The organism is Rhizorhapis sp., from assembly GCF_035276005.1.
GTDB lineage: Bacteria > Pseudomonadota > Alphaproteobacteria > Sphingomonadales > Sphingomonadaceae > Rhizorhapis.
In genome coordinates this window covers 1-19,252 of record NZ_DATEMB010000047.1, presented here as the reverse complement: position 1 = coordinate 19,252, position 19,252 = coordinate 1, and the positions used below count along the sequence as shown (strand labels likewise).

At 61.5% G+C, this 19,252-nt stretch carries 19 protein-coding genes and 1 tRNA gene; 5 read left to right on the top strand and 15 right to left on the bottom strand.

What is annotated here, in order from left to right:
* Window positions 1-81: 81 nt before the first annotated feature.
* From VJS46_RS10355 to hrcA, 3 genes are all read right to left on the bottom strand, one after another.
* Window positions 82-1,500, bottom strand: a complete 1,419-nt coding sequence (locus tag VJS46_RS10355; RefSeq protein ID WP_414708000.1) for a helix-turn-helix domain-containing protein — start codon at window positions 1,498-1,500, stop codon at window positions 82-84.
* A gap of 167 nt (window positions 1,501-1,667) precedes the next feature.
* Entirely contained in the window at window positions 1,668-2,225 is a 558-nt protein-coding gene (grpE, locus tag VJS46_RS10350; RefSeq protein WP_324059964.1) for a nucleotide exchange factor GrpE, read from the bottom strand.
* Window positions 2,222-3,265, bottom strand: coding sequence for a heat-inducible transcriptional repressor HrcA (gene hrcA / locus VJS46_RS10345; protein ID WP_324059963.1), 1,044 nt, complete (start codon window positions 3,263-3,265; stop codon window positions 2,222-2,224). Before hrcA ends, grpE begins: the two co-directional genes overlap by 4 nt.
* Window positions 3,266-3,373: 108 nt before the next feature.
* On the opposite strand from hrcA, the gene rph reads away from it, so the two are divergent.
* Window positions 3,374-4,090, top strand: a complete 717-nt coding sequence (rph, locus tag VJS46_RS10340; protein WP_324059962.1) for a ribonuclease PH — start codon at window positions 3,374-3,376, stop codon at window positions 4,088-4,090.
* A complete protein-coding gene (gene rdgB, locus VJS46_RS10335) occupies window positions 4,087-4,716 on the top strand; it encodes an RdgB/HAM1 family non-canonical purine NTP pyrophosphatase (protein WP_324059961.1) in 630 nt (209 codons plus the stop codon). The genes rph and rdgB overlap by 4 nt, the downstream gene beginning before the upstream one ends.
* 83 nt (window positions 4,717-4,799) lie before the next feature.
* On the opposite strand, the gene VJS46_RS10330 is transcribed toward rdgB, so the two are convergent.
* From VJS46_RS10330 to VJS46_RS10320, 3 genes are read right to left on the bottom strand one after another with little or no spacing between them, the layout of a single operon-like run.
* On the bottom strand, window positions 4,800-5,078 hold the full coding sequence (locus tag VJS46_RS10330; RefSeq protein WP_324059960.1) for an ETC complex I subunit: 279 nt from the start codon (window positions 5,076-5,078) through the stop codon (window positions 4,800-4,802).
* Between the two features lie 53 nt (window positions 5,079-5,131).
* The gene (gene hrpB, locus VJS46_RS10325) at window positions 5,132-7,627 is read right to left on the bottom strand and encodes an ATP-dependent helicase HrpB (RefSeq protein WP_324059959.1); all 2,496 of its coding nucleotides are present in this window, start codon (window positions 7,625-7,627) and stop codon (window positions 5,132-5,134) included.
* Between the two features lie 37 nt (window positions 7,628-7,664).
* Window positions 7,665-8,678 (bottom strand): polyprenyl synthetase family protein, encoded by a 1,014-nt coding sequence (locus tag VJS46_RS10320; protein ID WP_324059958.1) that lies wholly within the window; start codon window positions 8,676-8,678, stop codon window positions 7,665-7,667.
* Between the two features lie 101 nt (window positions 8,679-8,779).
* Between VJS46_RS10320 and VJS46_RS10315 the strand changes: the two genes are divergently transcribed.
* Window positions 8,780-9,061, top strand: coding sequence for a chorismate mutase (locus VJS46_RS10315; protein ID WP_324059957.1), 282 nt, complete (start codon window positions 8,780-8,782; stop codon window positions 9,059-9,061).
* Between the two features lie 98 nt (window positions 9,062-9,159).
* Here the strand turns inward: VJS46_RS10315 and VJS46_RS10310 are convergent, their stop codons facing one another.
* The 9 genes from VJS46_RS10310 to VJS46_RS10270 all read right to left on the bottom strand — a co-directional run bounded on the left by VJS46_RS10310 (window position 9,160) and on the right by VJS46_RS10270 (window position 17,058).
* Window positions 9,160-9,519, bottom strand: a complete 360-nt coding sequence (locus VJS46_RS10310) for an iron-sulfur cluster assembly accessory protein (RefSeq protein WP_324059956.1) — start codon at window positions 9,517-9,519, stop codon at window positions 9,160-9,162.
* The gene (locus tag VJS46_RS10305) at window positions 9,519-9,992 is read right to left on the bottom strand and encodes an SUF system Fe-S cluster assembly protein (RefSeq protein ID WP_324059955.1); all 474 of its coding nucleotides are present in this window, start codon (window positions 9,990-9,992) and stop codon (window positions 9,519-9,521) included. The genes VJS46_RS10310 and VJS46_RS10305 overlap by 1 nt, the downstream gene beginning before the upstream one ends.
* On the bottom strand, window positions 9,989-11,194 hold the full coding sequence (locus VJS46_RS10300; protein ID WP_324059954.1) for a cysteine desulfurase: 1,206 nt from the start codon (window positions 11,192-11,194) through the stop codon (window positions 9,989-9,991). Before VJS46_RS10300 ends, VJS46_RS10305 begins: the two co-directional genes overlap by 4 nt.
* A 142-nt stretch (window positions 11,195-11,336) precedes the next feature.
* Entirely contained in the window at window positions 11,337-12,086 is a 750-nt protein-coding gene (locus tag VJS46_RS10295; protein WP_324059953.1) for a SufD family Fe-S cluster assembly protein, read from the bottom strand.
* A gap of 154 nt (window positions 12,087-12,240) precedes the next feature.
* Entirely contained in the window at window positions 12,241-12,984 is a 744-nt protein-coding gene (gene sufC, locus VJS46_RS10290; RefSeq protein WP_324059952.1) for a Fe-S cluster assembly ATPase SufC, read from the bottom strand.
* 180 nt (window positions 12,985-13,164) lie between these two features.
* Complete coding sequence (gene sufB, locus VJS46_RS10285; RefSeq protein WP_324059951.1) at window positions 13,165-14,649, bottom strand: Fe-S cluster assembly protein SufB; 1,485 nt, start codon at window positions 14,647-14,649, stop codon at window positions 13,165-13,167.
* Window positions 14,646-15,143: an SUF system Fe-S cluster assembly regulator gene (locus VJS46_RS10280; RefSeq protein WP_324059950.1), complete on the bottom strand. Its 498-nt coding sequence runs from the start codon at window positions 15,141-15,143 to the stop codon at window positions 14,646-14,648. Before VJS46_RS10280 ends, sufB begins: the two co-directional genes overlap by 4 nt.
* Before the next feature lie 77 nt (window positions 15,144-15,220).
* Window positions 15,221-16,429, bottom strand: a complete 1,209-nt coding sequence (locus tag VJS46_RS10275) for a GGDEF domain-containing protein (RefSeq protein WP_324059949.1) — start codon at window positions 16,427-16,429, stop codon at window positions 15,221-15,223.
* Between the two features lie 555 nt (window positions 16,430-16,984).
* Window positions 16,985-17,058: transfer RNA gene (locus VJS46_RS10270), tRNA-Gln, on the bottom strand.
* A 187-nt stretch (window positions 17,059-17,245) separates the two neighbouring features.
* On the opposite strand from VJS46_RS10270, the gene VJS46_RS10265 reads away from it, so the two are divergent.
* Both VJS46_RS10265 and VJS46_RS10260 read left to right on the top strand, forming a co-directional pair.
* Window positions 17,246-17,920, top strand: a complete 675-nt coding sequence (locus tag VJS46_RS10265; protein ID WP_324059948.1) for a peptidylprolyl isomerase — start codon at window positions 17,246-17,248, stop codon at window positions 17,918-17,920.
* 57 nt (window positions 17,921-17,977) lie between these two features.
* A complete protein-coding gene (locus tag VJS46_RS10260; RefSeq protein WP_324059947.1) occupies window positions 17,978-19,009 on the top strand; it encodes an MBL fold metallo-hydrolase in 1,032 nt (343 codons plus the stop codon).
* The last annotated feature ends 243 nt before the right edge of the window (window positions 19,010-19,252 follow it).

The following is a 19,252-nucleotide window of genomic DNA, read 5'->3' as shown; positions in this document are numbered from 1 at the left end:
AACGCGCCCGCTCGATGGCGCAGCCTGCCGCAAGTGATGGATCACCGTCTTTACGTATTATTGCCTATCAGGAACAAAGCCTTATTTGATCCGGTAAGGCACGACTTCCCGAAGGTCGGGATCGACCGAAAGGCTCCGGTCCACTGGAGGAAAGGCGCGCTGATCGCAGTTGAGCCGCGGGCAAATCCGGCAACTGATCCCAATGGGGGTCGCCGCCTGTTCATTGGCTATATCAAGCTGATCGGCATAAACAAAGCTCCGCGCATGCTCGACCTCGCATCCCAGCGCCACCGCATAACGGCGGGGCGCACGCGCATAGGTGCCCGACGGCTTCACAAGGCCCTTGGCCATGCAGACATAGCGCGCACCATCGGGCGTTTGGGCAAGCTGGACCACGATCCGGTCGGGGATGGCCACCGCCTCATGTACGATCCAGAGCGGACAGGCTCCGCCAAATCGGGCAAATTCAAGCCGCGTCGCTGAATGCCGCTTGGTAATGTTTCCCGCCATGTCCACGCGGCAGAAGAAAAAGGGGGTTCCGCACTCCCCCGGCCGCTGCAATGTGGAAAGGCGGTGGCAGGCCTGCTCGAAACTCACCGAGAAATGCTGGCATAGCCGGTCAATATCATGGCGCAGGCTGCGCGCTGTCCTGCGGAAACGGTCATAAGGCATCAGCAGAGCTCCCGCCGCGTAATTGGCGAGGCCGATGGACAATAGTTGCCGAGCCTCATGCGAACGCAGTTCCGCTTCGTCCCGTACCTGGGCGATCTCCTGCTCCAGTTCCAAGGCGGCAAGTTGATGCGCCAGCGCGAAACGGCGGCTGTCAGGCGGCATCGCGCTCGACAGGGTCAGGGTCCGGCTGCGCCGCTCATAACGGCGAAGCAGGCGGGCGCTTTCCTCCCGCGAAGTGAATTCGACCGTGACCCCGTGCCTGTCGTGCAACCGGCGCAATATGCCCTCGTCGGGAACCTGATCATGGTGCCAAAGACTGGCAGCCATCTGCTCGGCGGCCCGGTCGATGGGATCGACATAATTGCCCGCCAGATGAAACCAGTCGCGCACTTCCTCCCAGGGCAGGCGGCCGTCCATTCCGACTTCGCTGGAAATGACATCATCGACAAATTGCAGCCGGTTGATCGCGCCCCGATAGGCGTGGTGGAGCGCGGTCAGCCGATCCGCTATGGCGGGCTGCAACTCAACCAGCCGGTCAATGGCGCCGTCGGAAACCTCCATCCCGGCGAACAGCGGATCGGAAAGCGCGTCGCGCACGCCCGACGTCCGGCGCTGCTCATCATCCACCTCGAAATCCGCGCCGTTCAGGGGAAAGGCATGCGTAATCGCTTGCCGGATGGCAGGCGTCATCGGCCGGTCGTCATGTTCAAGCTGGCTTAGATAACTATTCGAAATGCCGATCCGGGCCGCCATGACGGACTGCGACAACCCCAGCCGAAGCCGCAAGGCACGCAGCCGTTCTCCGGCATATAATCGCTGCTTTCCCACCACTCATTCCTTTGCAAAATATAGTTTTGCAAAGATGGGAGGGCGATGCAAGGGGCTGCGGCTTTTGGGCCGAGTTGCCGTTTAGGCAAAACCAGCCGCCGTCCCTGCGCGGGCAGGGACGACGGACAAAATCAGATGGAACGTCCCATTCCACCTAAAAACCGTCCCTATTCCGGCTTCTTCGCAACCCCCACCAGGGCGGGCCGCAGTAGGCGATCCTTGATCATATATCCCGGCTGCAGCTCCTGAACGACCGTGCCCGGCTCGGCATCACTCGGAAGTTCGATCATCGCTTGGTGGCGGTTCGGATCAAGCGTCTGGCCCATCGCCTCGATCTTCTCGATGCCGTGCTTGCGGAAAACACTTTCCAGCTCCTTGCCAGTGGCTTCCAGCCCGACAACAAGTCCCTTCAGCTTTTCGTCGTCACGCAGTTCCGCCGGAATGGCCGCAAGGGCCCGGCCGAGATTATCGGCGACGGAAAGGACGTCCCGCGCAAAGCCAGTCGCGGCATAGGCGCGCGCATCCTGAACTTCCTTTTCAAGGCGACGGCGTACATTTTGCGTATCGGCCTGGGCATAGAGAATGTCCTGCCGCGCCCGTTCCAGATCGGCCTCAAGCTCTGCCAGCCGGTCTATTTCCGGCGTGGAGAAAGTTTCCTGCTCTCCCTCTTCGCGCAAATCCTGAGTAACTTCAGTGTCTTGTGCTACTTTCTTGTCTTCTGTCATCTCATTAATCTCGATAAGGTCTGTGCGGTGAAGTCCACCATGGGAACGATGCGGGCATAGTTCAAGCGCGTCGGGCCGATAACTCCCACCACCCCGACGACGCGCTCGTCCCTGCTCCGATAAGGGGCTGCTATCACGGATGAGCCGGAAAGCGAGAAAAGTTTGTTCTCCGATCCGATGAATATTTTGGTGGCGCTTCCGTTCCGCGCGCTGTCGAGCAGGCGGTAAATTTCCTCCTTGCCCTCCAACTCGTCCAGAAGCTGCCTGACGCGGTCAAGATGCTCGGCGGCGGCTTCATCGATCAGATTCGCCTGTCCCCGCACAATCAGCACTGGCCGGTCCTCGCTGTCCGCCGACCAGACCGCAAGGCCCCGCTCGACCAGTTCGCCGCTGGCGCCGTCAAGGGCCATCTGCCCTGCCCGGATTTCCTGCTGCAGATTTGCCTGCGCCTGCGCCAATGTCTGGCCCGCAAAGCGCCCGCTTAGATAATTCGCCGCCTCGTTGAGTGCCGAAGGAGCTACGCCCCTGGGCAGGTCAACGATGCGGTTTTCCACGCTTCCGTCCTCTCCCACCAATACGGCAAGTGCCTGCCGCTCCGAAAGGGGGACAAAGCCGAACTGCCGCAGCACCGGTTCGCGCTTGGGCACCAGCACAATGCCTGCGCAGGCGGAAAGGCCCGATAGCACCGCGCTCGCGGCGGTCAGGGCTTCCTCGATCGGACCTGTCTCAGACAGGCGCGATTCAATCGCCCGCCGTTCTTCCTCTGACGGTTCCGACGCCTGCATCATCCCGTCGACGAACAAGCGCAGTCCGCTTTCCGTTGGCATCCTGCCAGCGGAGGTGTGCGGTGCGGCGAGCAGGCCCAGTTCCTCAAGATCCTGCATCACATTGCGGATGGAGGCGGGCGACAGGTTCAGGCCGGACAGTTTGCTGATTGTCCGCGATCCCACCGGAACGCCAGTTCCGAGATAACTCTCCACCACCACACGAAAAACATCTCGCGCGCGTTCGTTGAGTTCACTGATCGGTGCAACCGTCATGACGTTTATCTAGGCAATGGAAGGTGAAGGCTCAATATACCGAATGAGCACTGGCACAGCTTCCGCTCTGCCGCTAAAGCCCCTGCACGACAGCCACAGGAGACACAGATGCGCCCATCCGGCCGCGCGCCCGACGAAATGCGGGTCATTACCATGGAACCCGGTTTCACCATTCACGCAGAGGGCAGTTGCCTTGTCAGCTTCGGCAATACCCGTGTCCTTTGCACCGCTTCGGTCGAAGAGCGCGTGCCTCCCTTCCTGCGCGGCAAGGGCGAGGGATGGGTCACCGGCGAATATGGCATCCTTCCCCGCGCGACCCATACGCGCGGCAACCGCGAGGCTGCCAAAGGCAAACAGTCGGGGCGCACCCAGGAAATTCAGCGCCTTATCGGACGCTCCTTGCGCGCGGTCACAAATCTCAAGAAGCTTGGCGAGCGGCAGATCGTGCTCGACTGCGACGTGATCCAGGCCGATGGCGGCACACGCACGGCATCCATCAGCGGAGCCTGGGTGGCCCTTCGCCTCGCCGTGGACAAGCTCATCGCACAGGAACTGATCGCGGAAGACCCCATCATTCAGAAGGTGGCTGCAATCAGTTGCGGGATCTATAACGGCACGCCGGTTCTGGACCTTGACTATGACGAGGACAGCAATGCTGGCGCGGACGCCAATTTCGTCCTCACGAGCGACGGCAAGATCGCCGAAGCGCAAGCCACGGCCGAAGGGGAATGCTATGATGAGGAGGGCCTGCTCCGGCTGCTGCGCCTCGCCCGCATCGGCTGCAACCAGATCTTCGCGGCACAGGATCGGGCGACCGGGCGGTGACAAAGGGCGACATCAACCGGCAGGCGATCCGCAAGCTCAAGCCCGGCAAGCTGGTAATCGCCAGCCACAATGCCGGGAAGGTGCGGGAGATCAAGGACCTGCTCGGTCTCTATGGCATCGAACCGGTTTCCGCCGCCGACCTGGACTTGCCGGAGCCCGATGAGACCGGCACGACCTTCATCGCCAATGCGGAGTTGAAGGCGCTGCAGGCCGCCGACCTTTCAGGCCTTCCTGCACTGGCGGACGACAGCGGGCTTTGCGTCGAGGCGCTGGACAATGAACCCGGCATCTTCTCCGCGCGTTGGGCCGGACCTGACCGCGACTTCAACCTTGCCATGCGCCTCGTCCGGGACAATCTGATCGCCAAGGGGCCGGAAGCCGGCCATGACGCGCATTTCATCTGCGCCCTGGCGCTCGCTTGGCCGGACGGTCATGTGGAGGCATTTGAAGGGCGGGTCGACGGCGTCATCACCTGGCCGCCGCGCGGCAGCCGGGGCTTCGGCTATGACCCAATCTTCCAACCCAATGGCCACGCCATCAGCTTTGGCGAGATGGAGCCCGAACGAAAACACGCCATGAGCCATCGGGCTGACGCGTTCGCAAAGATGGTAGCGGCGGTTTTCTAGGCGTTCCTGACGATCTGTACATGAAAGCCCTCTCCCTCGAGGGAGAGGGAGCGAGGATCGCGGGGGACGACGGAAAAGCAGTCCTACCTGAAATTGTCAGCGTAAGCCTGAATCTTCAGCTTCCGCTCCGGCGCCGCGACGACATGATAGGCAATGCCTTCGCGGTCGGCATAGGCCTTCGCCGCCTCCAGCGTCGGGAACATCAGCTTCACCTGCCGGCGCGTGTCGGAGGAACCGGCCCAGCCAGTCAGCGGGTCCGGGCGCTGCGCGTCGGCGGGCTCGAATTCCAGCATCCATTTGTCCGTGTTGGCACGGCCCGACTGCATGGCGTTCTTGGGTCGCTGATAGATCCGTGCTGACATGGTGGCTCCGCTAAGGCTGGTCGGCGATCCGATGCCCAAATCCGCCCGGCTCGTCAAGAGTTGCGCCGCGCATCCGCCTTCTTGGTCCGCAATGTTGCGCTCGCCGAGGCCGGGTCGTCGGGCCATGGGTGCTTGGGATAGCGCCCCCGCATTTCCTTTGCCACGGCTGTCCAACTCCCTGCCCAAAAGCCAGGCAAGTCCCGTGTCGTCTGGATGGGGCGCCCGGCGGGAGAAGTGAGGCTCAGAACCAGGGGAATACGGCCGCTTCCAACACAGGGATGCCCGGCGAGGCCAAAGAGAGCCTGCACGCGCAGTTCCACCCTGGGGCCGCCCTCAGCGCCATAGTCGATCGCATGATGGCTGCCGGCGGGGGAAACAAAATCGGGCGGCGCAAGCCGGTCGATATCCTGCTTTCCTTCCCAGCCGGCCAAGGTTTCAAGGACACCGGAGAGTGCCGACGGATCAACCGCCGACAAGCGCCTCTTGCCCATCAGAAGGGGTGGCAGCCATTCATCAAGTTGTTCGAGCAGCGCCGCATCGCTGAGTTCCGTGTGCCCCGCAAACATCGCTCGCACCCGCAAGGACCGCGCATTGTCGGACCAGGGCAGCAAGTCCAGTCCCCCGGCCCGTACCGCTTCCAAAAGGGCCCCTGTCACAGCATCAGTATTGGGTCTGTCGTCGGGTCCGCTCGAAAGCCGAACGGCGCCCAGATGCCGCTCCCTCAGCGCCTCGACCCCGCCCGTATCCGGCCGGAAACGAACGACGCGCTTCTCTTCCACGCGATGGGGAAACAGGGCAAGTACTGACGCCTCAGCAATGGGCGCCGCCGAAAGAATGCGCGCTCCGGCGGCACTCCCCTGCACCTCCCCCACGGCAAGCCATTCCTCCCGTGCCAGGGGCGACAGCGGATCCAACCGAAAAGCTCTGCCTCCCACGCTGATCCAATTCGCGCCATCGGCGTTGCGGCGGCGGGATACCCGGTCAGGAAAAGCGAGGGCCAGGCAGATGCCAGCATCCTCTCCCCTCCCGCTTGCGAGAGGGGATGTAAGGGGCGGGGGAGCGGCCTGCCCTCCCCTGCCTCCGCCTGCGAGCGGACGGGGGGTGAGTCGTTCCCAACGCTTGGCCAAACCCCTTCCAGCCTCAGCCCTTCTACCGCCCTCGCGGCGCCAACGCTGCAGCCGCTGCGTCAAGTCAACATCACTGCCACCCAGACCCCGCTCGGTGATCAGCACCGCAACTTCAGCGGCAAGACGCCCGAGCCCCATCTCGCCAGCGCGGACCAGCATGTGTGCAAGCCTCGGCTCCAGCGGCAGGCGCGCAATGGCCTTGCCATACCCGGTAATCCGCCCTTCCCCGTCGAGCGCTTCCAGGACGCCCAGCCTGTGGCGTGCCTCCTGCACGGCGGCAGCCGGTGGCGGATCGATCCATTTGAGGCTCGCCGGATCGCTGAGGCCCCATTGCGCGCAATCGAGCATCAGGGCGGAGAGATCGCTTTCCAATATCTCCGGCGGATCGTAGGGCGGCATTCCGCTCATCGCCGCTGCTTCCCACAACCGGTAAGCTACTCCGGGTCCTTGCCGCGCCGCGCGGCCGGAACGCTGAGTCGCGGCGGCTTGGCTGGCCTTTTCCGTCACCAGCCGGGTGAGCCCGGCGGACCGGTCGTAACGAGGGCGGCGAGCAAGGCCGCTGTCGACGACGATCCGAACGCCGTCGATGGTCAGGCTGGTTTCAGCGATGCTGGTCGCCAGGATGACCTTGCGCGTCCCGGGTTCAGCCGCCCGGATCGCCGCCCGCTGCTCAGCAGGCTCCAGCGAACCATGCAGCTTGTGTAGCCTGATGACCGGCGAGAGCCCCTCCAGCCGTTCGGCTGTCCGCTCAATTTCCGCGACACCAGGCAGGAAGGCGAGGAGATCGCCGGCCTCCTCCGCGAGCGCACGCCTGATCGCGGCCGCCATCTCATCCTCGATCCGCCTTTCCGCCGAGCGCCCGATATGGCGAAGTTCAAGCGGCCAGGACCGGCCCTCACTTTCGATGACCGGTGCATTTCCCATCAGGGCGGCAAAGCGCGCGCCATCCAGGGTCGCCGACATTGCCAGCAGCCGGAGATCGGGCCGCAGCGCCTCCTGAGCATCCAGAGCCAATGCCAGGCCAAAGTCGCTGTCCAGACTGCGCTCATGCACTTCGTCGAACAGCACTGCGGAAACCCCGGAAAGTTCGGGATCATCCTGTATCCGGTTGCGGAAAATGCCTTCGGTCAGTACCAGGACACGGGTTTTCGCCGACTGCCTGCTATCCATGCGCGTGGCGTATCCGATGGATTGGCCCACCGGTTCGCCCGCCAGTTGCGCCATCCGCTCAGCCGCCGCCCGCGCTGCAAGGCGGCGGGGGGAAAGCAGCAGCACCTGTCCGGTGCACCAGGGCTGTTCGAGCAGGGCCGGGGCGACTGCCGTGGTCTTGCCCGCCCCCGGCGGCGCAACAAGCACGGCATTGCTCCGCTCCCCCCAGGTCGCAAGCAGTTCAGGCAGAACGGCATTTATGGGAAGCGTCATGGCCTCTGTCACTTCTCCTCTCCCGCTGGAGAAGAGATTAATAGGCCCGCGCGATTGCGAACTCTACGGCCTCTATCAGTGCGGCTTTTGCCTTGCCGCCCGGAAAGCCGCCGAGCGCGTTGATCGCCCGCTGTCCATAATGCCGCGCGCGCTCCAGCGTATCGGCAATGGCACCCGTTTGCTCGAGCAACCGGGTGGCGTGGGCGAGGTCCTCATCGCTTGTCCGGTGTCCCGCAATGGCGTCCCGCCAGAAGCGCTTCTGCTCATCATCACCGCGCGCATAACCGAGGATCACCGGCAGCGTCACTTTGCCGTCGCGGAAATCGTCGCCCGCGTCCTTTCCCATCGTCTTTTCATCGGACGAATAATCAATGGCGTCGTCAACCAGTTGGAAGGCGATGCCGAGATTGCGGCCATAGCAATCCAGCGCCAATTCCTGCGCCTCGTCCCGCTCGGCCACCACAGCCGAGATACGGCAGGCAGCGGCGAACAGCGCAGCGGTCTTGGCCCCGATGATCTCCAGATAATGCTCCTCATCGGTATCGATGCGGCGTTGGGCGGTGAGCTGGTTGACTTCGCCCTCGGCGATCACAGCCGAAGCATTGGACAGAATTTTCAGCACCTTGAGCGAACCGTCCTCGACCATCAGCTCGAAGGAGCGGCTGAAGAGAAAATCGCCCACAAGTACGCTGGCGCTGTTACCCCAGATGATGTTGGCCGTCTTGCGTCCGCGCCGCAAGCCCGATCCGTCCACGACATCGTCGTGAAGCAGAGTGGCGGTATGAATGAACTCCACCGCCGCCGCCAGCTTGTGGTGGCGTGTTCCCGGATATTCCAGCAATTCGGCACAGGCGAGTGTCAGCATGGGCCGCATCCGCTTGCCGCCGCCTGCGATCAGATGTCCTGCAAGTTCGGGAATCAGTGGAATTTTCGACTGCATCCGTTCCAATATGACGCTGTTGACCGCGTGCATGTCGTCGGCAACCAGCGACATCATGGGTTCCAGCGAGGGCGCCGGACGGCGATTCAGTTGGTGAACGGTGGCAGTCATATGAGGCGCGATGTGGCGATGGCGGAACAATAAGGCAAGCATAATAGCTTGCCTCTGCACCGGTTCTTCGCAAAAAGCCGCCTTGAGGAAGGGATTCGGGCATGGATGAGACGCTGAAACGCTATCGTGAAAGCATCGACAATATCGATGCGGCCCTTGTCTTCATGCTGGCCGAGCGATTCAAGATCACTCAGGCAGTCGGCAAGTACAAGGCCGAGCATGCCCTGCCCCCCGCCGATGCGGGACGGGAGGAACAACAGATCACGCGCCTGCGGCAGTTAGCGGTTGATGCCAAGCTGGATCCCGACTTCACTGAAAAATTCCTCCGTTTCATCATTGATGAAGTCATCCGGCATCATGAGGGCATAAGAGAGGGGAAGTAGGCTTTCCTGAAAAGGCAGCGGGGTCCCTACCTTCGTGCTCAGGGACGACGGGATGACTCGGCGAGCGGCTTCACATCGGGCGCGGCGCAGGCAACGCCCTAAACCGTAAAGCTTTCCCCGCAGCCGCAACTGCCCTTGGCGTTGGGATTGTCGAAGACGAATCCCGCGGTGAAATCATCTTCGCGCCAGTCCATCGTCGATCCTACCAGATACAGCACCGACGCGCCGTCGATGTAGAAGGTGCCGGCAGGCGTTTCGATCTTCTCATCATATTTCGCCTCTTCGGTCACATAGTCCACCGAATAGGCAAGGCCGGAACACCCCCGGCGCGGAGTGGACAGCTTGACGCCGATCGTACCCTCGGGCGCCTTTGCCATAAGGTCGGCGATGCGCTTCTCGGCTGCTGCCGTCAGCGTGACGGCGGCGGGACGGGCGCGGATCCTGGTTTCAACGGCCATTACAGCATTCCCAATTCAAGCTTTGCCTCATCGCTCATCTTCTGCGGGTCCCACGGCGGATCCCAAACAAGGTTCACCTCAGCAACCCCGACGCCGGGAACAGAACCGACACGCAATTCGACCTCGCCGGGCATGGATTCCGCGACCGGACAATGGGGTGTTGTCAGCGTCATCGTCACGACAACATGGCCATCGCCGGTGACATCCACGCCGTAAATCAGCCCAAGATCATAGATATTGACCGGGATTTCCGGGTCATAGATCTCCTTGAGGGCCGCTATGACGCCTTCATAAATGTCGCCGCCTGGTTCACCGGGCGAAACACCGGAGGGCGTCTGGCTCAAAAAGCCCTCCAGATAATCGCGCTTGCGTTCCATCGTCTCACGCAGGCTTTCGGTATCGTCCACGCGCGCCTTGGGCGGCGAGGTGACGCTGTCCACTTCTTCGACGGAAATTTTCCGCTCCTCGTTCATCCAAAGATCTTCCTTACACGCTCTATTCCGCGCACCAGCGCCGCGATGTCATTTTCGTCATTATAAACGCCAAAGCTCGCCCGCGCCGTCGCCTCAACGCCCAGATGGCGCATCAGCGGCTGGGCGCAATGGTGCCCGGCGCGAATGGCTACGCCCTCTTCATCCAATATGGTGGCCACATCATGGGGATGCACCCCTTGGACCTCAAAGCTCAAAATGCCGGCTGTGTCCTCCGGCCCGAAGACGCGAACGCTATTGAGCCCTTGCAACGCCTCCCTCGCCTGCTCCACCAGCGCGCATTCATGCGCGTGGATGATGCCCAGGCTGATCTGCTCGATATAATCGATCGCGGCGGCAAGCCCAACCACGCCTGCAATATGCGGCGTGCCCGCCTCGAATCGTGTCGGAGCGGGGGCATAGGTCGTTTTCTCGAAGGTCACCTTCTCGATCATCGAGCCGCCACCCTGATAGGGCGGCATGGCATCCAAAATCTCCGCACGCGTCCAAAGTATGCCGATACCGGAGGGACCATAAAGCTTGTGCGCGGAAAAGGCGTAGAAATCGCAATCAAGCGCCTGCACATCGACGGCAAGCCGGGGCACTGCCTGGCACCCGTCGATCAGTATCTTCGCGCCGACCGCATGCGCCATGTCCGCCGCACGGCGAACGTCCAGGACGGAACCCAGCGTGTTGGACACATGCGCCAGCGCCACCAGCTTATGTCTCGGCGTCAGCATCGCCTGCATGGCGTCAAGGTCGATCCTGCCGTCTTCCGTCAGCGGCGCGACATCGATTTCCGCCCCCGTCCGCTCAGCGATAAGCTGCCAAGGGACGATATTGCTGTGATGCTCCAGTACGGAGAGCATGATCCGGTCGCCCGGCTTCAGATTCGCTCCGCCCCAGCTATGCGCGACCAGATTGATCGCCTCGGTCGCGCCACGCACATAGACGATCTCGCTGTCGGAATAGGCGTTGAGAAACCGCGCCACCTTCCGCCGCGCCGCCTCATAGGCCAGCGTCATATTGGCCGAACGCGCATAGACGCCCCGATGCACGGTCGCATAATCCTCGCCATAGGCCCGCGCGATCGCCTCGATCACCTGCGCGGGCTTTTGCGCCGTCGCTGCGGTGTCGAGATAATGCCAGTCGGCAATGCCGGGGAAATCGGCACGCCAGCTTTTCGAAAGGAGGGTTGCGTTCATTCCTCAACCACCTCGGAAAAATTTAATTCGTCATTCCCGCGCAGACGGGAATCCATCTCCCATATCCATAGCTGGACAGAAGGCCGGGGGATGGATCCCCGCCTTCGCGGGGATGACGATAAAAGGAGGGTCACACGAGGGCTCATACCATCGCCTCCAGCTTCGCCAGTGCCGCCTGTTCCATCTTCTCGCGCAGCGCCTCGTCCGCCACATCGTCGAATACACCAGCGATAAAGGCGCGCAGCAGCAGCGTCTTGGCCAGCCCAGGCTCCATGCCCCGGCTTTCCATGTAGAACAGCGCTGCCTTGTCCAGCTCGCCCACGGTCGCGCCATGGGCGCATTTGACATCGTCGGCGAAAATCTCCAGCTCCGGCTTGGCGTTGGCCGTCGCCGTGCGGTCGATCAGCATAGCTTTGACCGACTGCTCCGCATCGGTCTTCTGCGCATGACGGGCTACCTTTATCCCGCCCAGAAAACTGCCGGTCGCCCGCTGCGACAGGATCGACCGGACGGTCTGATTGCTCGACGCATTCGGCTTGTCATGGCGGACGGTCGTCACAATCTCCAGCGTCTGCGTACCCGATCCAAGGATCGCCCCGCCCAGCTCGAAATGCGCGCCCTCGCCGAGCGTGACGTCAAGCGTCACTCGCCCAAGCCGCCCGCCCATATTGAGGATATGGAAATCGAGCCGCGCTCCATCCTCGATCCGGATCGCATAGTCACGCACGATGACCTCGTCGTCATCGGCATCCTGAATCAAATGCCGAGCAACTGTCTCTCCAGCAGGCACCTCAATGCGCTCTGCCTCAGGCACCGGCCAGATCGTGGCAAGCGCCTCTATGTCGCTATAGCGCCACGCCTCCTCATGGGTGCTGGGAAGGGTGAGCGTCATGCCATATCCTCCCCGGCAGGGGGAGGGGGACCGCGACGCGAAGCGGCGTGGTGGAGGGGGCCTTCCTCTTGGCGCGGCATGGTGAGGGAAGCCCCCTCCACCACCCTTCGGGCGGTCCCCCTCCCCGTTCCGGGGAGGATATGAAGGACCATCCTCACGCCACAACCTCCGCATAACCCTCGCGCTCAAGTTCGAGCGCCAGTTCCGGCCCGCCTGACTTCACGATCCGCCCGGCAGCCAGCACATGCACAAAGTCCGGCTTCACATAATCGAGCAGCCGCTGGTAATGGGTGATGAGCAGCACCGCCTTGTCCGGCCGCCGCATGATCGCATTGATCCCCTCGCCCACCGTGCGTAGCGCGTCGATGTCGAGGCCGCTGTCGGTTTCGTCCAGGATCGCCAGCTTGGGGTCGAGGATGCCCATCTGCACCATTTCGTTGCGCTTCTTCTCGCCGCCCGAAAAGCCGACATTCACGGGACGCTTGAGCATCTCCATGTCGAGCTTCAACAGCGCCGCCTTTTCCCTGGCGAGCTTGATGAACTCCGCGCCCGAAAGCGGCTCGAGGCCATTGGCCTTGCGCTGGCTATTGAGGCTCTCGCGCAGGAATTGCAGGTTGGATACGCCCGGTATCTCGACCGGATATTGAAAGCCGAGGAATACTCCGGCCGCGGCCCGCTCATGCGGCTCCAAGCTGAACAAGTTCACACCGTCAAAAGAGACCTCGCCGCCAGTCGGCTCATAGCCGGGCCGGCCGCCCAGCGTATAGGCGAGCGTCGACTTGCCCGCCCCATTCGGACCCATGATGGCATGCACCTCGCCCGCCTTGATGGTGAGCGACACGCCCTTCAGGATCGGCTTGCCGTCGATTTCGTTGGTGAGGTTATTGATTTTCAGCATTTATCTACAGACTTCCCAATCCATTCGTATCGAGCGCAGTCGTTTCCCCCATGACTGATCCCAAACGCCTCGGCCCTATCAGGCCCCTCCCCTGAAGGGGAGGGGTGTTCAGGCGCTTCGCCTCATCCCTCAGTGTCAAGCCCCTCCCCTGAAGGGGAGGGGTTGGGGTGGGGCGGCTCATCATCCCACGCTTCCCTCAAGACTGATCCCCAGCAACTTCTGCGCCTCGACCGCAAATTCCATCGGCAATTGCTGCAGCACTTCCTTCGCAAAGCCATTGACGATCAGCGACACTGCCGTTTCCTGATCCAGCCCGCGCTGCATCGCGTAGAAAAGCTGGTCGTCCGAAATCTTCGATGTCGTCGCTTCATGCTCGATCTGGGCGCTGGGGTTCTTCACCTCGATATAGGGCACGGTATGCGCCCCGCACTGATCGCCCAGCAGCAGGCTGTCGCACTGGGTGAAGTTCCGCACATTCTCTGCGGTCGGCGCAACGCGCACCAGGCCACGATAGGTGTTGTTGGACTTGCCCGCGCTGATGCCCTTCGAAATGATCGTCGAGCGGCTGTTCTTGCCGAGATGGATCATCTTCGTGCCGGTATCGGCCTGCTGGTAGTTGTTGGTGAGCGCAACGGAATAGAACTCCCCGACGCTGTTCTCTCCGGCCAGCACGCAGCTCGGATATTTCCAGGTGATGGCCGATCCCGTCTCTACCTGAGTCCAGGAAATCTTGCTGTTCTTGCCCTGGCAAAGTCCGCGCTTAGTCACGAAATTATAAATGCCGCCCTTGCCCTCGGCATCGCCGGGATACCAGTTCTGGACGGTCGAATATTTGATCTCCGCATCCTCCAGCGCGACCAGCTCGACCACGGCTGCATGGAGCTGGTTCTCGTCGCGCTGCGGCGCCGTGCAGCCTTCGAGGTAGGAGACATAGGAGCCCTTGTCCGCGACGATCAACGTCCGCTCGAACTGCCCGGTATTTTCCGCATTGATGCGGAAATAGGTGGAAAGCTCCATCGGGCAGCGGACCCCTTCCGGGATGTAGACGAAGGTCCCATCCGAAAAGACCGCACTGTTGAGGGTGGCGAAATAATTGTCATGCTGCGGCACGACCTTGCCCAGCCACTTCTTCACCAGTTCGGGATACTCGCGAATGGCCTCGCTGATCGAGAGGAAGATGACGCCAGCCTCGGAGAGTTCCTTGCGGAAGGTCGTCGCCACCGAAACGCTATCGAACACAGCGTCGACCGCGACCTTGCGCGCGCCCTCCACTCCGGCGAGCACCTTCTGCTCCTCAAGCGGAATGCCGAGCTTCTCATAGGTGCGGCGGATTTCCGGATCCAGTTCGTCGAGGGACTTCAGCGAAGCCTTCTGCTTGGGCTCGGCATAATAATAGGCCTCCTGATAGTCGATCGGCGGTACGTCCAGCTTCGCCCAATCCGGCGCTTCCTTGGTCAGCCATAGCCGATAGGCCTTCAGGCGCCATTCCAGCATCCATTCCGGCTCACCCTTCTTGGCCGAAATGAAACGGACAGTGTCTTCGCTCAGGCCCTTGGGCGCGAACTCCTGCTCGATATCGCTCGCCCAACCGAATTCGTATTTCGACGCCTTCTCGGCAGCGGCGAGCGCTTCGGCATTGCGGACGGTGGTGGTTTCGTTCGTCATAATTTGATCCGTTCGTCCCGAGCGAAGTCGGGGGACGTTGGCTCCGAATGACGTGTCTCGACTTCGCTCGACACGAACGGAGGAGGAGTAATTTCTCCAGCGAGGCTTTCCAATGACACTCCCGCGAGAGCACCGCGAATGGCCCCGTTCACCGCACTCCAATGCGGCCGCACGCGGCAATTTTCCTCTAGCGCGCATTCATGACGTGTTTCTTCGATGCAGGCCGTCATGGCGATCGGCCCTTCGACAGCCTCGACAATATCGGCAAGGCTGATCTCGCCTGCCGGACGCGCAAGCGCGAATCCGCCGCCCGTTCCCCGTGCCGATTCGAGCAATCCGGCCGCCGCCAGCCTGCCCATCAGCTTTTGCGCGGTCGGCAAGGGCACTCCGGTCTCTTCCGCCAATGAGGTGGCGGAAAAGCGCACATCCCCATCATGCCGCGCGATGGCGGACATGACGACAATGGCATAATCGGCAAGGCTCGAAAGCCGCAAAGCCCGCTCTCCACAAATCGGATTGAATCGTTCCGATTGGGCATGTGGAGGCGGCGGCCCCGGAAATCAAGCTTTTTCTACCGCCTTCCGGCCACAGACTGCAAGGATGGCTGATCAGCCGGAAAGACACGCCAATCGGCGGCTTCGGCCTCGGCAACGGCGCAGCGGCGCCCCCCCGAACTTTTGGCCTGGTACAAGGCCGTATCGGCCGAATGCAGCAGGGTCTCCACGTCGCGTCCATGCTCGGGATAAAGTGCAATGCCGATGCTGAGGCCAATCCGGGCCGAGCAGGGACCGATTGCATAGGCGGCGCTGGACACTTCCAGGACCAGCCTTTCCGCCATCAGCTGCGCCGCCGCCCGTTCGCCGACCGAGCTAAGCACGATGAACTCGTCCCCTCCTATCCGTGCAATGGCGTCTTCGGGCGCGAAGCCTTTCAGGCGGGCAGCGACCATCTGGAGAAGCTGGTCGCCCACGCCATGACCGTAGCGGTCATTGACTGCCTTGAAGCCATCCAGGTCGAGATAGAAAAGAGCCCAGCCACCAGCGCGGCCAGTCTTTTTCGAAAGGCGCACGGCCAGCTCATGCAGAAGTCCGCCCCTGTTCAGCAATCCCGTCAAATGATCGTGCCGCGCCAGATGTTCATTGGCCCTTTCGGCGATCATCGTTGAAACGAACATTTCCTGCAGCCGTTGGGAAGCGATCGTCATTGCGACAAAATAGATCGGTATCTGGGCGAGGCTGAGAAGCAGGACCGGCTGTCCCGACAACAGCGAGGCTATGGCTGTTGGACCAAGGCTGAGCGCGATCATCACCGCGACGAAGCGCGGAGCGCCAAAATTTCGGAAACAGATGCCCCCGACCATCGCCGCCGCCGACAGGCACGTGATGGCCGATGCCAGCCAATCACCACTCAAAATGCTGACGAAGCAGCCATATCCCACGCTGAACGACCAGAGCAGCCCCAAGATCAGGTAAAGATCTGTATGTGTGTCCTCCCCTAGTGCTGCTGCCCTATGCGCGCGAAGCAGAACGAACAGGCGGATGGTGCAGACGGCAAATTCAAGCACCAGCCAGAAAAAGAAGGACGGAATCGGATGGCGGACGGTGAGGACCGCAGACACCATCAGCGTGTTGAACACGCCGCCAGCATAAACCGGAAGCGAGCCGAAGAGGCTGGAGACCAGCGCCTGCCGGATGTCCAGCGGAACATCGTGACCGGCATGGGTCAGCCATTTGGTGAAGCGCCAGCGCGGTAATGTAAAATTATTGTTATTAACGCGCACTTTTCATCCTGACCCTGCCGCGCGGCCCGTTGAATATTGGCGCCGCGGTTACTGACACTGCCTTAACAGGGCATCGGTTAACGGATGATGTGCCGGACGAAGTTATTGTCTGTTTTCATTCAGTTGCGCCCCCAAAATGCAGTATAGACGGTTTGTGGCGGCGAAATGATTCATTTCGCCGCCACCCCCTGTGTTCCGCTCTCCCCTACGACCCGGAGCGGCAGACCATCATTTCTGCAAAATCCCTTTTATCTGAACCGATTGGACCCGTTCTTGCTGGATATAGTTATGTCCAACGGATGCCCGGCGGCCAATAAGTAATGTTACGAGGACATAAAAATATCAGGCTTTCAAGCTGTTAACCCGCAATGTGCGGCACTGCCGAAAGCCGTATTTCTCCTGAGGAAACCAGCCTGGACGGTTTCAGAGGTTGATCGCCAGGGCTGTTCCGGGGCATCGGCTTGGGATGAGCGACGGCATCAGCCTGACTCCGCAAGGAACGGAAATCCGCCGATCCGCAACGGTGCGAAAATTTTCGATGGCCGAGCCGAAAACTGGATGCCCCGCGAGGATTCGAACCTCGATTGACGGAGTCAGAGTCCGTAGTCTTACCTTTAGACGACGGGGCAATGTGCGGCGCAAATAGGGCCAGGGTTTCTGCGGGTCAAGTAGGGAGGTGCGGTAAATTTCCGTCGCGCTCCCGCCCGCTAAAAAATCGCACGGCCTGTCGAGCACGCTCTTCCAAGCTTTTCGTGCGGACTGGCAGAGGAAGGCTGATCCGGTTAAAGGCAGCCCTCCAGCCGTGAAGATTCTCTGATGCGTTTCCTGTTTCTGCTCGCCGCCGCGGCAGCAATACTGACAAACAGCCCCCTTTTCGCAAAGCCGGAGGAGCCCGTCCTGGTCCGGGTTCGTCTCCTGACGTCGGAGGGCGAGATCGTGGTGGCGCTCGACTCTCGCCGCGCGCCGAAAACGACGGCCAATTTTCTGGCCTATGTGGATGACGGCCGCCTCGACGGCACCAGCTTCTATCGCGCCGCGCGGCGCAAGAATATTGCAGGGCACGGTTATATACAGGGCGGCACTCGCATGGACGCCCGGCGAACGCTGCCGCCTGTGGAGCATGAACCGACCTCCCTTACCGGGATCACCCATCTTGACGGCACCATCTCAATGGCCCGGCGGGATCGGCCCGGATCAGCCATGGGGAATTTCTTCATCACCGTTGGCCCCAACCCGTCGCTCGACGCGCGGGAAGAAAGCGCAGGCTACGCCGCCTTTGGCCATGTGGTATCCGGCATGGACGTGGTGCGCCGCATCCTTGCAAAGCCCACGGGCGGCGGAACCGGCGCCATGCGCGGGCAGATGATTCTTCGACCGGTCCGCCTGGTCAAAGCGCTACGCCTTGACGGAACAGCCAGCCCCACGGGCCGGTCCAAGCCTTGGCTGATCCAGCTTCCCGACTTTTCTAAAATGAAGAAAAATCCCCGCTGATTGGCAGGTCCTTCCTCAATGGTTGCGTCCGGTTCGCGATTGCAACATAGGAATGGCATGACAGAACTCACCTATGTGGACCTCCAAAGACCCGCCATCGGCAGCGGCGAATACAGGGAGGTTGCGCCGGGAGTCTATTGGGCAACCATGCCCATGGGCGGCAAGATCGAGGCCATAAACGTCTGGGCGCTGCGCGACGGGGAAAATTGGGCAGTCGTCGACACCGGTTTCCGTAACGAAGAGAGCATCAGCGCCTGGCGCACCATGACGGCAACGCTGTTCGATGGCGGCCGGCCCACCCGCATCTTCTGCACCCATATGCATCCCGACCATACGGGCCTTGCGGGCTGGTTCGTGGCCGAGTTCGGTTCCCGGCTCTGGATGTCGCGCCTCGAATATTTCGTGCTTCGCATGCTTGCTGCGGATCTTGGCAAGGCGGCGCCGGAGGAGGCGGTTCGGTTCTACCTGTCAACGGGCTTTTCGGAAGCGTCGATTGACAGGTTCAAGTCCCGCTTCGGCCAGTTCGCTCATATGCTGCATCCGCTGCCCAACGCGTTCCATGCCCTGGAACATGGCGACCGCGTCGCTATTGGTGGGGACGAATGGCACGTCATTGTCGGCAAGGGACATTCGCCCGAACATGCCTGCCTGTACAATCCTCAGAAAAAGCTTCTGATTTCCGGCGATCAGGTCCTGCCCACCATCTCCAGCAATGTCTCGGTCTATCCTTATGAGCCCGATGCCGACCCGCTGACGCTCTGGCTTGCCAGCCTTCAGCGGTTGAGGGAACTGGTTCCTAATGACGTCATGGTGCTGCCCGCCCATGGCCAGCCCTTTTACGGCCTGCACCAGCGTATCGGCCATTTGATCGGGGGACATGAACGCAGCCTCACCACCCTTGCCGAGGCACTTGAAGTCCCTATGCGGCCCGCTGATCTTTATTCCGTCCTTTTCCGGCGGGAGATTACGCCGGGGCTGGAGATCATGGCAGTGGGGGAAACTTTGGCGCACCTAGCCTGCCTGCGTGCAAGAGGCCTTGCGAGCGTGAAATACGACGCGCAAGGCATCCAGTGGTGGTCCCGGCGCTGAACTAGACTCGTTCCGGTTCTGATCGAACCGGAGGGAGCCTAACTTCTTTTGTTTTCGTGATTTCCGAGTCGCCAGATGATTCCATCCGGCCCGGAATCACTCTATAAACGGCAAAGCGATGGGAGGCCGCTGATCGATATTCTCGCTTTCTTCAAGGTCGAAAGCACCTCTGAGCTCTGGTGGGTGATCGTGGGCATGGGCGCGCAGGTCATTTTCGGCATGCGCTTCATCGTCCAGTGGCTC